Below are 14,533 nucleotides of genomic sequence, written 5' to 3' on the forward strand. Positions count from 1 at the left end.
GGGCCTGAGCGCGGCACGGCTCACGCCCCGCCACCCTGGCGTCCGCCGGAATGACTACCGCCCGGAGGCCAGCACCGAACGGGTCAGCGCGGTCAGCCCGGCATCCCAGCGCTCGTCGGGCCAGTCGCGAAGATGCTCCACGAGATCGCTGCGCACCGCGGCCAGCAAGGCGTGCGCGAGGAACTCCGCCGACTCGGGGCCCCGGGCCTCGGACACGATGGCGCTCAGCGTCGCGTGCCACTCCTCGTACGACTCGTTGCGATAGGGGCTTCCGCTTCCCGCGTTCTCCAGGGCCAGCGTGAGGACCCGGTTGGCCCGTTTGAACCGGACCAGTTCCCGCAGCAGGCGCAGGGCCCGGTCCGCCGGCGAGTCGCCGGGCAGGCTCGCCGCGAGTGACGCCTGAAGCTGTTCGCCGCGTGCGCCGTAGAGGGCGCGGATGAGGCCCAGCCGGTCTCGGAAGTGGCGGAACAGCGTGCCCTTGCCCACGCCGGCGGCAGCGGCGACGTCGTCCATGGAGATCCGGTCGGGGTCGGTCGCCGCCTCGAACAGCCGGTCGGCCGCGGCGAGCACCGCCTCCCGATTCCGCGCCGCGTCAGCCCGCACTCCTGCCCCCTCTCGCAAACGGACCGCCAGTCCGCTATGGTGAAGCGGACCGGCCGTCCGCTTATCGTAGATCACCGCGGGCGGCCCGCGACAGGAAGGAACAGCAGTGCCGAGTACCGCCACCGATGTGTTCCACCAGGCCCTGGATCTTCTGCTCGGAAAGGACATGCCGGGCTTCATCGCCCTGTTCGCCGACGACGCCGTCATGGAGTTCCCGTTCGCGCCGGCCGGGCGGCCCAGCCGGGTGGCCGGCCGAGCCGAGCTGCACGACTACCTCATCGACTACCCGCGGACCCTGGACATCCGCGAGATCGCCGACGTCACCGTGCACCAGACCGCGGACCCGGAGGTGATCGTCGCCGAGTTCACCGCCACCGGCGTCGTCGTCGCCACGGGCGAGCCGTACCGGCTGCGGTACATCGCCGTCCTCACCATCAGGGCCGGGCGGATCGTGCGCTACCGCGACTACTGGAACCCGCTGGCCGTGCGGGAACTGTTCGGCGAGGGGGTGCGGGCATGATCCTCGTCGTCGGAGGCACGGGAACGACGGGCCGGCTCGTCGCCGCGAGACTCGCCGCCGCCGGCCGCCGGGCCCGCGTCGCCAGCCGCCGGGCGTCCGCCGAGGGCGTCCGCTTCGATTGGTACGACCGCAGCACGCACGCCACGGCGCTGGACGGTGTGACAGGGCTCTACCTGATCGCGCCCCTCGGCGACGCCGACCCGGCGCCGACCATGCTGCCGTTCCTGGACCTGGCCCGGCGCGCCCGGGTACGGCGGGCCGTCCTGCTCAGCTCGTCGGCGATCGAGGCCGGCACGCCGGGACTGGGCGAGGTGCAGGCCCAGCTCGGCGAGATGATCCCCGAGTGGGCGGTGCTGCGACCGTCCTGGTTCATGGAGAACTTCGTCGGCGACCATCCGCACGCCGCGAGCGCCCGGGAGCGTGGCGAGATCGTCAGCGCCACCGGCGACGCCCGCGTGGGCTTCGTCGATCCGGCCGACATCGCCGAGGTGGCGGTGCGTGCCCTCACCGACCCGGTGCCCCACGACACCGAGCACGTCATCACCGGTCCCGAGCGGCTGAGCTACGCCGACGTCGCCGCCACGCTCACCGACCTCCTCGGTCACCCGGTCCGGCACCGTGCGGTCGACGAGGACGCGCTCACCGCGTACCACGAGGCTCACGGCCTCGCGCCCGACTACGCCCGCTTCCTCGCGGGCCTGGACACGGCCGTCGCCGCGGGCTCGGAGGACCGGGTCACGACGACCGTCGCGGACGTGACCGGCCGGCCGGCCCGGACGTTCCGGGACTTCTGCCGCGACCGGCTGGCCGGGGCCCCTCGGGCCGCGGACGCCTCGCCGGCCTGAGAACGACGCCCGGCCGGCGTCAGGACGGGTTCGGTTCGGTCCTGCTCGCGTCGGACAGCGGCGTGGACGAGGCCCTGCCGGGGCCGGCTCGGCCCGGACGGCCAGGGAACTGTCGTGCGACGGGCTGCCGGGATCGGTGGTGTAGACGAACAGCGTCTGGTCCGGGTCGCCGGGCAGGGCGAGCGCCTCGTAGTGAAGAGTGATCGGCCCGACCGCCGGATGGCTCATCCGCTTCGAGGCGAGCACGTCCGTGCGGCGGCCGAGGATGAACGCGGGGTGTTCGGTCATCGAGGCGAGCAGTTGGTGCATCGCCGGGCGTACCCGTTGGGCCGGCATCTGCCGGCTGCTGCGCCTCGCCGGCCACGCGAGGCCGGCGAGGTGGGCGCGGGCGGCGGCGTCGAGCTGGACGGAGGAACCGCCCGACGTCGACGGCGCCTGACCGCTTCGTCGGCGGGTCGCGCGCTGCCGCGTAGCCGGACAGCTCGGCGTCGATCCGGTGTTGTCGGAGCCCGTGGCTATCCTTTCGCGGTGTCGTACGCCGATCTCACTTCCGCGCAGTGGAACGACCTCTCCGACAGCGCTGCCGGCCGGCTGGCCCAGGACATCGCCGGCCGGCACGAGTTGACAGTGGCCGGTGTGGAGAACAGGGCGTACGCGGGGCGGTCGCACCGCACGGCGCTGTTCGACCACGGCGGGATGCGGTTCGCTCTCGTCCCCGGCGGCCGGTCGACGCTCGGCTACGACGCGGCCCGGTTCCGTCCCGCCGCGCACCAGGCCGCCGACTACGCCGACAGCGCCGCCGAGTTCGGCCTTCCGTCGCTGACGGAGTACGTGGACGCGATGACGTCACCCGTCCGCGACGTCGACATGCCGGCGATGCTGGTCGCGGTGGACGCCTTCGACCCGTGCGAGGTTCCGCTGGCGCCGGACGACCCTCGCGTGCGGGAGCTGGTCTCGTCGGCCGGGGGCCGGTTCGGCGGGGTGCGCACCTTCCGGTCGGGTGACGGGCTGGCCGTGGAATTCGACCGGGCCGGGCAGGTGGTGCGCGCCCGGGCGATCCGCGAGGTCTCGTACGACGACGCGATGGCCGGGCTGGCCGACCTCGGCCTGCGGACGACCACTCCGGACGAGTGGGAGTGGGCGTGTGGCGCCGGCGCGGCGACGCTGTTCCGCTGGGGTGACGACTGCCCCGGCGACGGCTACCCGTACGACCACAGGACCGGCCCGCACCGGCAGGACAACCTCTGGGGTCTGGCGATCGGGCAGGACCCATACCGGCACGAGGCGACGACCGAGCGCACCGTCGTGTGCGGTGGGGACGGCGGCGGTGCCACCTGCGGCGGCAGCGGTTTCTTCCTGGGCTGGCTCACCCTGGCGACCGCGTACCGCGACGAGGATTTCGGCCAGTGGGTCGCCTCCGACGACGGATACGCCGACGAGATCCTGACCCGGCCCGTCATCGAGCTGGGCTGAGGCCCGGATGGACGCCAGGACCGGCGAACCCTCCGGCGCGGCAGGCGATGACTGATCGTCCGCTGCTGTTCCTGGACGTCGACGGGACGCTTCTGCCCTTCGGCGGCTCCGCCGGGCCGCCGGAGGACGGCACCAACCCACTGCTGGCCGGTCTGGACGCCGGCCTTGGCCGGCGGGTCGCCGCGTTGCCGTGCGATCTCGTGTGGGCCACGACCTGGATGCACGACGCCAACAAGGTGCTCGCGCCGCGGCTCGGGCTGCCTCCGCTGCCGGTCGTCGACTGGCCGGACGACGAGGACGACGGCGGTCGGCTGCACTGGAAGACACGGCGGCTCGTCGAGTGGGCCGCCGGACGCCGGTTCGTCTGGCTGGACGACGAGATCACCGACGCCGACCGGAGGTGGGTGGCCGGGAACCACGGCGCGCCGGCGCTCCTGCACCGCGTCGATGCCCGCCGCGGCCTCACCGACGCGGACCACCGACTCGTCGCGCGATGGCTGAGGGGATAGGACCTGGTGTCAGCGTCCGCGCGCCCCTAAGCGACCCGGTCGCGTGGCAACGCCCGGGTGGGCAGCACCAGGACCTTCCCGTCCTCCTTCTCGACGAGGCCGATCTCGACATCGGGCAGATCCGACACGGACACGGTCTCCTCGGCCGCGAGCTGACGCAGGCGACCCGGCCAGGCGAGCAGGTTGTTCACCTCGCCCTGGGTCAGCAGGCGATCGGTGAAGCTCTTGGTGGGTGCCCGCAGCCGCAGGTCCGCGAGGGCGCCGAGGAGCGCGTGCAGTTCGTCCTGGAGTTCGTCCACGCTCCGCTGCTCGTCCTGCAACATCGCGGTGAAGCGGCGAAAACTGAGCTCGGGCGACTTCTGGGCGTGCTCGACGGCTTGCAGCACCGCGACCCGTCGCTTCGTCGCGATGGCCAGTGACGCCAGCCGGAGCTCGACGCGGAAGGCGCCGTCGGGCTTGTCGATCCCGGGGAAGACCTTGATGAGGTCGGCGACCTCCACCCCGTCGGATGAGAACGCCGCGACCTTCGCCCGCCATGCGCCCGCCCTGCGTCGGGCCGCGGCGATGGCGGTGTCGACCGTGTGTACGGCCGCGTCCAGGCCGAGAGAATGTCCCGCCTCACCCTTGTCGAGCAGGAGCGCGGTCGCCCGTTCGACGGCCGCCGTCGCGCCGTGGAGGCGGTCGCGTTCCGCGTCGAGGTTCTCGGCGGTCAGCTCCTCGAGAAGCTCGGTGACCCTCTCCATGGCCTTACGACGCTGCTCTTCGGCGTACACGCTCGCGGCGGTCGCCACAGCGAGCAGGATGAACGATGCCGCGGCGGTGACGATACCGGCGGTGGTCGCCGCCTTCGCGGTGCCGCTCACCGCCCCCGTGACGCCCGGCCGGGACGCGTCGGCCGCCACCGGCACGAAGGTGGCCTTCTGCACGATGCCCGTCCTGCCGAGGATATCGCCATGGATGCCACCCGCGACGGCCTTGGACGGCATGGACCGGACGAGACCGTCACCGAGCTGCGAGGCCACCGACCTCGGCACGACCATGCGGTACAGCGTCTCCGTCGACCCTGCGGCGGCCGTCGCCGCGGACCCGGCGTTCGGCGTCTTCAGCAGCCGCCGGAGCTCCATCGCGAGCGGCGACGTGGCGTCGAGGAGCCGTCCGCCTCGGATGTCCGTCGCCGGCGGAAGCGGGTACGCCTCCACCGTGACGAGCGGCGTGTCGAGGAACGCGGCGAGCGCCTGCCGCAGCCCGGCCAACCGCTCCGGTGACATGCCCTTGTGGTCCACGGGAAGCTCCGCCGCCCGCGAGATCTTCCCGGGCTCCGTCGCCAGGGTCCACACCGGCACCTGCTGATGGTCCGTCACGCCGTTCCGCCGTTCCTAGTCGTGGCGAGCGCCATGAGACTAGCCAGTGCGTCGCTGATCGGCAGACCCGTGTCTGCCACCGGACACGGCCTGTCATGCTCGAAACGATGACCACCGAGCGCCCCCGCGGCTCCCGCCTCCCGCGCGTCCTGCTGATCGTCGGCGTCCTCGTTGCGCTCGCCGCCGTCGCGGCGGTCGTGGTGCCGCTGGTGCGGCCGCCCGGCCCCCGACCGGACTTCCAGCTCCCGGTGGCGTGCGGTGAGACGTGGCGGCTGTCCACCTATCCGGGGCACGACGACTACGACGTCGACTTCTTCCCGACAGCGGGGGAGGCGTGGGGGCGGCCGGTGCTCGCCTCCGCCGACGGCACCGTCACCGTCGCGGGGATCAACGGCTCGCTGGGTGGCCGTACCCCGCAGGACCCGGACGGGCCGCGCGGGCGGGGCGGCGGCTACTGGGTCAAGATCGACCATGGTGGCAAGTGGGAGACGCAGTATCTGCACCTGCTCGAACCGCCGTCGGTGCGGGCCGGTCAGCGGGTGGCCCGGGGCGACCAGCTCGGACGGGTCGGCAGCACCGGGAACTCCGGAGCCCCGCACCTGCACTACGAGCAGCGCCGGGGCTGGGAGAAGGTGGAGGCTCACTTCGACGGCGTGCCGTCCGGGATCACGTCCGACGACCGCGAGTACTCGGTGCGGCTGACGAGCGCGAACTGCGCGCCGCCGCGCCCGTGATCGGGTCGGTCAGTCCCACCTCGACGTCAGTGCCGGGAACCGGCGGGGAGGCGGCCGGCTCGCACCGCCGGCCTGCCCGGACAGCGCACGCAGGCGACTGTCGGCCGGTGCGTCGAGGTCACGGACGTACCACGGTGACGCCACTGCCGGTTACCATCCCGAGTCATGGCGAGATACGTCGCTCTGCTGCGTGCGGTGAACATCGGTGGCGCCAGTTCCATGGCAATGGCGGAGCTGAAGGAGGTCTTCGTCTCCTGCGGCTTCGACCAGGTGGCGACCTACCTCCAGAGCGGCAACGTGGTGTTCGGCTGTCCGGAGACCGACGAGGCCGCGATCCTCGCCGAGATCGGCCGGGCCATCGAGTGGCGGTGGGGCCGGGACGTGCCCGTGCTCCTGCGCAGCCTGGCCGAGCTGGACGCGATGATCGCCGCGAATCCGTACGCCGCCGGGCAGACCGATCTGACGAAGTTGCTGGTGACGATGCTCAGCAGCGATCCCGGCGCGGACAAGCAGGCGGCGCTCGCGTCCCCGCCCGGCGAGACCGGGACGCTGACGCTCGTCGGCCGGGACGTGTTCGTGCACGTGCCCGACGGGTACGGGCGCAGCAAGATCGGCAACGCCTTCGTGGAGAAGAAGACGGGGATGGTCGGGACGACACGCAACTGGCGCTCGGTGCTGAAGTTGCGGGAGATGGCGGCGGCCTGACCCGGCGTCGGACACGAGGGTCGTCGTCGAGGTGACTGTGCAGTTCCGGGTGCTGGGTCCGCCGGAGGTCGTCCGCGACGGGCGGGTGGCGCCGCTCGGCGGGCCGAAGCAGCGAGCCCTGCTGGCCCTGTTCCTGCTGCGCCCGAACCGGTTCGTCGCCGCCGACTGGCTGGTCGACGCGCTCTGGGACGGACGGCCGCCGGCCAGCGCCCAGACGACGCTGCGCACGTACGTCGCCGGGCTGCGCCGGGCCGTGGAACCGCAACGGTCCCACCGCGAGCCGGCGCGCGTCCTGCGCGGTCACCCCGGGGGGTACGAACTGCGGGTGGACGCCGACGCCGTGGACGCGGTCCGGTTCGGCGCCCTGGTGGACCGGGCGGCGGAGGCGCTCGCGGCCGGGCGGCCGGCGGACGCCGAGCGGATCTACACCGAGGCGCTGGCGTTGTGGCGTGGTGAGCCGCTGGCGGGCGTTGCCGACCTGGCGGCGGTGCGCCCGGAGGCGGCCCGGCTGGCCGAGCTGCGGTCCAGCGCCGAGGAGGGGCGGTTGACAGCCGCCGTCGCGGCCGGCCGGCACGCGACGCTGCTGCCGGAGCTGCGCCGGTTCGTGTCGGCGAACCCGCTGCGTGAGGGCGCCCGGGCGCAGTTGATGCTGGCGTTGTACCGGTCGGGACGGCAGACCGAGGCGCTCGCCGTCTTCGACGAGGGACGCCGGATCCTGGCCGGCGAGTACGGGCTCGACCCCGGCGAGCAGATCCGCGCGGCGCACCGGTTGATCCTGGCGCAGACCGTACCGGCGGAGCCCGCCGTACCGCAGGACCCCGGCACCGCGGCTGGAGCCGGCGGCCGGGCGGCGGCCGGACGTCCGGCCGGGGTGGCGCCGGAGCGGGACGGCGGGCCGCTCGTGGGGCGGGACGCGGAGCTCGAACTGCTGCGGGAGACGCTGGACGCGGCGACCGGGCAGGGCGGGCGGGTGCTCGCGCTGGTGGGGGAGGCCGGCATCGGGAAGACCAGCCTCGCCGCGGCGCTCGGCGCGCGGGCCGCCGCGACCGGCGTCCCGGTGGTCTGGGGTCGCTGTCCGGACGTCGGGCAGGCACCGCCGTTCTGGCTGTGGAGCCAGGTGGTACGCGCGCTGACGGCGATGTCGCGGACCCACGCCGCCGGCTCGGCGCACCGGCTGGACGGGTTCGCCGCCGGCTCGCCGGCCGGGCCAGCAGACAGTCACGGTCTGGACCCCACGGCACGGTTCCAGGTGTACGAGGCGGTGGCCGACCTGGTGCACGCGGCGGCCCGGGAACGCGGGCTGCTCGTCGTGCTGGACGACCTGCACGCCGCCGACCCGGACTCGTTGCTGTTGCTGCGGTTCCTCGCCACCGCCCTGCCGGCGTCGCGGGCGCTGGTGGTCGCCACGCTGCGCCCGTACGACGACGATCCGGCCCTAATGGCGACGGTCGCCGAGCTGGCGCGCGGACGCGGCTTCGGTCAGGCCCGGCTCGCCGGGCTGGACGCCGCGGCGGTCGCCGACCTGGTCCGGGACCGCACCGGCGTGGCGCCGCCGGAGCCGCAGGTGACCCGGCTCGTGACCCGCACCGGCGGGAACCCGTTCTTCCTCACCGAGCTGCTACGGTCCCGGGCCGACGCGGGCGCCGACGCGGAGCTGCCGCCGAGCATCCGGGACACGGTGCGGCTGCGGCTGGCCGGGCTGCCCGCTTCCACCCGGCGTTGCCTCGACCTGCTCAGCGTCGCCGGACACGACCTGGACCTGGCGGTGCTGGCGGCGGCGCTGGACCGCACGGCCGAGGCGGTCGCCGAGGACCTCGCCCCGGCGTACCCGGCCGCGCTTGTCGTCGAGACCGGTCCGGGCGCGCTCGCGTTCCGTCATCCGCTGATCGCCGAGGTCACCCACGCCGAGATGGTCCCGCCGCGCCGGGCCGCGCTGCACGCCCGGCTGGCCGCCGCGTACGAGCGGACCGCCGGCACCGCACCGGCGGAGCTGGCCCACCACTACGGCGAGGCGATCGGGCTCGGCCACGGCGAGGACCACCTGCGGTGGTCACTGCGTGCCGCCGACGACGCCACCCGGCGGGTCGCCTACGAGGACGCGCTCGGCCACCTCGGACGGGCCGCGCTCCGCCTGGCCCCGGCCGCGCCGGTGTCGCCCGACGCGGCAGCCACCGAGCTGACCGTCCAGTTGCACCGCGCGTCCCTGCTCCAGATGACAGTGGGCGTCGGCAGCGACGCTGTCGACCGGGTCTGCGCCCGCGCCCGTGAGCTGCTGACACTCGTGGGCCCGGACGCGGACATCGGGCCCGCGCTCTGGGCGCTCGGCGAACTGGCCGCCAACCGGGCCGAGTACGCGATCTGCGCCGATCTCGCCGGGCGGCTCGTGCGGGCACCCGACGACGGCAGCGGGCTGATCGCCGTGGCCGGGGAGTACCTGCTGGGCGCCGTCGGCTACTTCACCGGCCGGCAGGCCGAGGGCGAGCGGCGGCTCACCGCCGGGATCGAGCGGCTGCGTGCCGTCGACCGGGCGCTGCTGCGCCGCGAGGCCGGCCGCCGGCCGGTGCTGGCCTGCCACAACTTCCGGGCGCTCGTCCGCTCGATGCGCGGCGACCCGGCCGGCGCGTGGGCCGACATCGCCGCCGCCGAGGCCCTCGCCGAGGAGCTCGACGACCCGTACGGCCGGGCGAACGCGGCGCTCTACGCGGCCTGGCTGGCGATGCAGGAACACGACGTCGCGGCGGCCGACGCGGCGGGACGGCGGTGCCGGGACATCGGCCGGGCCACCGGACTGCCGCACATGACCGCCACCGGCGCGTACTTCCTGGAGTGGGCCGCGGCGCGCGGCGGCGACCACGGCCGGCTCGACGCGATGCGCGCCGCCGCCGACGAGTTCTACCGGCCCGGACTGCGCTCGACCCGGACCATCACGCTCTGCGCGATGGCCGAGGCGTACCTGACCGCCGGCCGTCCGGACACCGCGGCGACGCTGGCCGGGGAGGCGCTGGCGGTGGCGGACCGGGTCGGCGAGCGCGTCTACGTGGCCGAGCTGCACCGGATCCGCGGCGCGGCCCGGCGCGACCGCGCGGAGTGGGACCTCGGCGCCCGGATCGCCGCCGACCAGGGCGCCGGGCTGTTGCTGCCCCGGTTCACCGGCTTCTGACCGGTGTGGAGGCCCGCCTCCACGCCTTCTCCACGCCCCTTCCACGCCGGGCTGGTGCCCTGGTCGGTGTCGGGTAGGGCGGCCGGAGCCGTCCCGGGGCACGTTTCGAAGGGGCACCACTGATGGGATCAGTTCAGCCGGAGGTCGAGGTCGCCGTGATCGGCTGCGGGCCGGTGGGTGCGCTCACCGCCAACCTGCTCGGCGCGCGCGGCGTCACCACGCTGGTCGTGGAGCGCAGCGCCACGCCGCACGGCCAGCCGCGGGCCTTCTCCTGCGACGACGAGGCGTTGCGCGTCTACCAGCAGGCGGGCCTGCTCGACGAGGTACGCGACTCCACGATCGCGCCGCCGCTCGTCGAGTACGTCAACCGCGCGGGCCGCACCTTCGCCCGGATGAAGCTGTCCGAGACGGACTTCGGGTACGGGCACGCGCCGCTGCGCTTCTTCGACCAGCCGCGACTGGAACGGACGCTGCGCGCCGGGCTGGACCGCTTCCCGCACGTCCAGCTCGCGCTCGGCACCGAACTGGTCGGCCTGGCCCAGGACGAGGACGGCGTGACGGTGCTGCTGTCCGACGTGGGCACCGGGCTGCGGCTGGCGGTCCGCGCCCGCTACGTGCTCGGCTGCGACGGTGCCCGCAGTGCCACCCGCGCCGCCGTCCGGATCCCGTTGTCCGGGGCGAGCTACGCCGAGCCGTGGCTGGCCGTCTCCGGCGACGTGCCGCCCGAGGCGGTACTGGTGCCGGACACCACGTTCGTCTGCGACTGGCAGCGCCCGGCGTTCGTGTCGCCCGGCGCGGCCGGCAGCTACCGGATGGAGTTCATGCTGCGCCCGGGTGAGACCGAGGCGCGGATGCGGCGGCCGGAGACCGTAGCCGCGCTCGTGTCCCCGTACGTCGACCCGGATCGGTTCGCCGTCACCCGCGCGGTGGTCTACACCTTCCACCACCTCATCGCCCAGCGGTGGCGGGAGGGGCGGGTGTTCCTGCTCGGCGACGCCGCCCACCAGATGCCCCCGTTCATGGGCCAGGGCCTGTGCAGCGGCCTGCGCGACGCGGCGAACCTGTCGTGGAAGCTGTCGCTGGTGCTGTCCGGCGCCGCCGATCCCGCGGTGCTCGACACGTACGAGACGGAGCGGCGCCCGCACACGGTGGAGATGGCGCAGACGAGCGTCCGGCTGGGACGCGTCTTCCTGGCCCGCAACCGGGTCACCGCCGGGGTGCGCGACGTCGCGCTGCGGGCGGTCCAGACGATCCCCCAGGTACGGCGGTTCGTCGAGCGGTTCGAGTTCAAGCCGGTGCCGGCGTACCGGCGGGGCCTGATGGCCGGCGGGCGGCGCGACGGCGTGGTCGGCACGATGTTCCCCCAGCCGCGCGTGCTCATCCCGGGCGTGCCCGGCGAGTGCCTGCTCGACGAGGCGCTCGGCGACGGCTTCGTCGTGCTCGGCGCCGCCGGAGTGGACGCTCCGCTCGGAGCGTGGCGGCCGGGGCTGCCGGTGCGGTTCGTCGCGGTCCACCCGTCCGGCACGCCGCTCGCCGGCCTGCCGGGCTCGTCCGGCGACCTGCCGGATCCGCTTTCCGGCCCTCCCGTGGCCGGTGGGCCGGACCGGGTCGACGTGGTGGACGCCGACGGGGTGCTCGGCGGGTGGCTGCGGCGGCACGGCGCCGACCTGGTGGTGCTACGGCCGGACCGGTTCGTGTTCGCCCTGGTCACGGCCGGCGGTGCCGAGCGGGCCGCACGGGTCCTGTCGGCCGCTCTCGGCGTACCGCCGGACGGAGACCGGGCCCGGGCGGAGACGTCGGGGCTCGGGGCGGCACCGGGTTCGTGACCTGACGCCCGGAGGCAGTGCCTGACGCGCCTATCATCGTTCACTGTGGACGGCACGGAGGTCGACCAGCTGACTGTCGACGGTGTGGGTTCGATAGCGCACCTGCTGCCGAAGTCACGCGGCCGATGTGGCATCTACGAGCTGACCTTCGCCGACGGCGAGCGGTACGTGGGGCAGGCCGTCGACGTGGTGGCGCGGTTCGGCATGCACCGCCGGAAGTGGCACGACATCGTCGAGATCGCCTTCCGGCGCGTACCCCGCGATCGACTCGACGACGACGAGCGGGAGCAGATCCGCAGGCGGGAGTCGGCCGGGGTGCGGCTGCGCAACGTCGTGCACACCGCCGGCCGGCTCGGCGCCGCCGAACTGGACCGGGTCCTGCTCCCGCCGCGGCAGCAACGCTGGCTGGCCGGCCACGAGCCCTGTCCGATCCCCCTCGCGCTCGGCGAGGGGGACCCACCGAGCCGGGATCCCCGGCGTGCCGAGGGCGACCTGGAGCTGAGGCGGTGGGGTGGGGGCGGGAGTGCTCATGACGTCCTCCGGTGGACGTGAGTGCCTTGCCGAGATCCGTTCACGAGCGTAGGAAGAAACCCACCGTCCGATGTCGAAGGAGACGCGCGTGCGCACACCCCGACGGCTCCGTCTCGCCGTGTCCGCGCTGGTGACCGCGTCGGCCGTGCTGCTCGGCTCCGGTGCCGCCGCGGCACCGTCCGCGCCTCCCGCGACGGCCGGGCAGCGGCCCTGCGACCCGATCGACCCGGCGGCCTGCCTGCTGCCGTTCCCCAACGACTACTTCACAGTGCCGGACCGCAGCACCCCGACCGGCAAGCGGGTCCGGTTCGCGGCCTCCGCGATGCCCGCCAACGTGCTCGGAGTGCCGATCGACCCGGCCGAGTGGAACCGGCAGGACGGATTCAGCCCCGGCTCGCCGATCCTGGCGCGCGTACCCGGTCTCGACGCCGCGCGGACCCGGATCGCGCCGGTCACCGACGTCGCGCGATCGCTCGCGCCGGACGCGCCGATCGTGCTGCTCGACGCGCGCACCGGCAGGCGTACGCCGTACTGGGCCGAACTGGACGCGCACGCCGCCGGCAGCCCGGACCGGCAGGCGCTGATCATCCGGCCGGCGGTCGCGCTGACCGAGGGCACGAGGTACGTCGTCGGCCTGCGCGGCATGCGAGACGGCGACGGCGCGCTCATCCCGGCACCGAAGGCGTTCCGGAAGTACGTGACCGGCTCCGGCCTGGACCGGCGTGACCCGCGCGCGCCGCAGATGAAGCGGATCCTCGCGGACCTGAACCGGGCCGGCGTCAAGCGGCACAGCCTCTACCTGGCCTGGGACTTCACCGTGGCCAGCCGGCAGGGGCTGACCGGGCGGATGCTGGCGGTCCGGGACGGCGCGTTCGCCGCGCTCGGCCGCCGCTCGCCCACGTTCACCGTCTCGCAGGTCACCGACTACACGCCGGAGCAGGACCCGCTGATCGCCCGGCAGGTCACCGGCACCGTCGCCGTGCCGTCCTACCTGACCGGCGACGGCGGGCCGGGCTCCCGGCTGCACTACGGGCCGGTCGGCGGCGACGGCACCCCGCCGACACGCGACGCGCTGCCCACACCGTCCGGCACGACGGTGGCTGCCGACTTCGTCTGCAACATCCCGCGCAGCGCGTCCGCCACGAGACCCGCACACCTCTCGCTCTACGGCCACGGCCTGCTCGGCCGCCCGACCGAGATCAACGCCGCGAATGTCAAGACCATGTCGCAGACGTACGACTTCACCTTCTGCGCGACGAGCTGGATCGGCATGGCCGCCGCCGACGTCCCGTACGTCGCCGGGGCCTTCACCGACCTCAGTGCCTTCCCCGCGGTGGCCGACCGGCTCCAGCAGAGCTTCCTGAACTTCCTCTTCCTGGGCCGGACGATGATCCACCGCAACGGGTTCGCCGCCCACCCGGCGTTCCGCGACGCCGCCGGTCGGCCGCTGATCGACGTGGCCGGCGGACTGCACTACGACGGCAACAGCCAGGGCGGCATCAACGGCGGCGCGCTCACCGCCATCGCCCAGGACTGGACCCGCTCGGTGCTCGGCGTGCCCGCGATGAACTACTCCACGCTGCTGCAACGCAGCGTCGACTTCGCCCCGTTCCAGACGGTCATGGACGGCTACTACCCGGACCGGATCGACCAGCAGCTCATCTTCGGCCTGCTGCAGATGCTGTGGGACCGGTCCGAGGCCAACGGGTACGCCCAGCACATGACCGACCGGCCGCTGCCGCGTACCCCGGCGCACCGGGTGCTGATGCACGTGGCGTTCGGCGACCACCAGGTGTCGACCGCCGCGGCGGAGGTGCAGGCGCGCACCATCGGCGCCCGCCTGCACGCCCCGGCGCTCGCCGACGGCTGGTCACCGGACGTGCGGCCGTTCTGGGGCATCGCGCCGATCCGCAGGTACCCGTACGCCGGCTCGGCGATGGTGGTCTGGAACAGCGGAGCCGCGTACGCGCCGCCGACGACGAACCTCGCGCCCGCCGGACCGGAGTACGGCGAGGACTCGCACGAGTTCCCCCGCGCCCAGCCCGGCGCCCAGCGGCAGAAGGCGGTGTTCCTGCTCACCGGCAAGGTGATCGACGTCTGCGGGGGCGGGCCCTGCCCGTGACGTAGCGGCCGCTCGCTGCCGGCGCCGCGCCGCCCGGCACATCAGCCTCCTAGGGCGTGTTTCATAAGCCGGTCAGAGCCACTCGCAGATGATGGTGATGGTCAGGACGGCCTGGAAGCGGACGGCTAACTTGTCGTAGCGGGT

13 protein-coding genes and 1 pseudogene are annotated in these 14,533 nt (G+C 74.1%); 11 read left to right on the forward strand and 3 right to left on the reverse strand.

What is annotated here, in order from left to right; translation table 11 throughout:
• Window positions 1–54 precede the first annotated feature (54 nt).
• Window positions 55–603, reverse strand: a complete 549-nt coding sequence (locus AB0C17_RS07645) for a helix-turn-helix domain-containing protein (protein WP_357387219.1) — start codon at window positions 601–603, stop codon at window positions 55–57.
• Between the two features lie 106 nt (window positions 604–709).
• Here AB0C17_RS07645 and AB0C17_RS07650 point away from each other — a divergent pair, with 106 nt between their 5' ends.
• Window positions 710–1,123 carry a nuclear transport factor 2 family protein gene (locus AB0C17_RS07650; protein ID WP_357467979.1) on the forward strand — a complete coding sequence of 138 codons (414 nt, stop codon included), beginning with the start codon at window positions 710–712 and terminating at the stop codon, window positions 1,121–1,123.
• The gene (locus tag AB0C17_RS07655) at window positions 1,120–1,968 is read left to right on the forward strand and encodes an ergot alkaloid biosynthesis protein (protein WP_357477240.1); all 849 of its coding nucleotides are present in this window, start codon (window positions 1,120–1,122) and stop codon (window positions 1,966–1,968) included. Before AB0C17_RS07650 ends, AB0C17_RS07655 begins: the two co-directional genes overlap by 4 nt.
• A gap of 162 nt (window positions 1,969–2,130) precedes the next feature.
• On the opposite strand, the pseudogene AB0C17_RS07660 reads toward AB0C17_RS07655, so the two are convergent.
• Window positions 2,131–2,304, reverse strand: a pseudogene (locus AB0C17_RS07660) (hypothetical protein); the annotation flags it as partial.
• On the opposite strand from AB0C17_RS07660, the gene AB0C17_RS07665 reads away from it, so the two are divergent.
• From AB0C17_RS07665 to AB0C17_RS07675, 3 genes are all read left to right on the forward strand, one after another.
• Window positions 2,234–2,407, forward strand: a complete 174-nt coding sequence (locus AB0C17_RS07665) for a hypothetical protein (protein WP_357477243.1) — start codon at window positions 2,234–2,236, stop codon at window positions 2,405–2,407. The pseudogene AB0C17_RS07660 and the gene AB0C17_RS07665 sit on opposite strands and share 71 nt — an antisense overlap.
• An 89-nt stretch (window positions 2,408–2,496) precedes the next feature.
• Complete coding sequence (locus tag AB0C17_RS07670; protein ID WP_357477246.1) at window positions 2,497–3,441, forward strand: hypothetical protein; 945 nt, start codon at window positions 2,497–2,499, stop codon at window positions 3,439–3,441.
• Window positions 3,442–3,488: 47 nt separating this feature from the next.
• Window positions 3,489–3,950: an HAD domain-containing protein gene (locus tag AB0C17_RS07675; RefSeq protein ID WP_357477249.1), complete on the forward strand. Its 462-nt coding sequence runs from the start codon at window positions 3,489–3,491 to the stop codon at window positions 3,948–3,950.
• 26 nt (window positions 3,951–3,976) lie between these two features.
• On the opposite strand, the gene AB0C17_RS07680 is transcribed toward AB0C17_RS07675, so the two are convergent.
• The gene (locus AB0C17_RS07680) at window positions 3,977–5,203 is read right to left on the reverse strand and encodes a hypothetical protein (RefSeq protein WP_357477252.1); all 1,227 of its coding nucleotides are present in this window, start codon (window positions 5,201–5,203) and stop codon (window positions 3,977–3,979) included.
• 215 nt (window positions 5,204–5,418) lie between these two features.
• Here AB0C17_RS07680 and AB0C17_RS07685 point away from each other — a divergent pair, with 215 nt between their 5' ends.
• The 6 genes from AB0C17_RS07685 to AB0C17_RS07710 all read left to right on the forward strand — a co-directional run bounded on the left by AB0C17_RS07685 (window position 5,419) and on the right by AB0C17_RS07710 (window position 14,389).
• Complete coding sequence (locus tag AB0C17_RS07685) at window positions 5,419–6,045, forward strand: M23 family metallopeptidase (RefSeq protein WP_357387206.1); 627 nt, start codon at window positions 5,419–5,421, stop codon at window positions 6,043–6,045.
• 165 nt (window positions 6,046–6,210) lie between these two features.
• The gene (locus tag AB0C17_RS07690) at window positions 6,211–6,750 is read left to right on the forward strand and encodes a DUF1697 domain-containing protein (RefSeq protein ID WP_357477255.1); all 540 of its coding nucleotides are present in this window, start codon (window positions 6,211–6,213) and stop codon (window positions 6,748–6,750) included.
• A gap of 31 nt (window positions 6,751–6,781) precedes the next feature.
• Window positions 6,782–9,910, forward strand: a complete 3,129-nt coding sequence (locus AB0C17_RS07695; RefSeq protein WP_357477258.1) for a BTAD domain-containing putative transcriptional regulator — start codon at window positions 6,782–6,784, stop codon at window positions 9,908–9,910.
• A gap of 122 nt (window positions 9,911–10,032) precedes the next feature.
• Window positions 10,033–11,736 carry a bifunctional 3-(3-hydroxy-phenyl)propionate/3-hydroxycinnamic acid hydroxylase gene (locus tag AB0C17_RS07700; RefSeq protein WP_357477260.1) on the forward strand — a complete coding sequence of 568 codons (1,704 nt, stop codon included), beginning with the start codon at window positions 10,033–10,035 and terminating at the stop codon, window positions 11,734–11,736.
• 45 nt (window positions 11,737–11,781) lie between these two features.
• On the forward strand, window positions 11,782–12,288 hold the full coding sequence (locus AB0C17_RS07705) for a GIY-YIG nuclease family protein (RefSeq protein WP_357467954.1): 507 nt from the start codon (window positions 11,782–11,784) through the stop codon (window positions 12,286–12,288).
• Between the two features lie 67 nt (window positions 12,289–12,355).
• Window positions 12,356–14,389 (forward strand): hypothetical protein, encoded by a 2,034-nt coding sequence (locus tag AB0C17_RS07710; RefSeq protein ID WP_357467951.1) that lies wholly within the window; start codon window positions 12,356–12,358, stop codon window positions 14,387–14,389.
• Window positions 14,390–14,533 lie beyond the last annotated feature (144 nt).

The organism is Micromonospora sp. NPDC048887, from assembly GCF_040649715.1.
In the GTDB taxonomy this organism is placed as follows: Bacteria; Actinomycetota; Actinomycetes; order Mycobacteriales; family Micromonosporaceae; genus Micromonospora.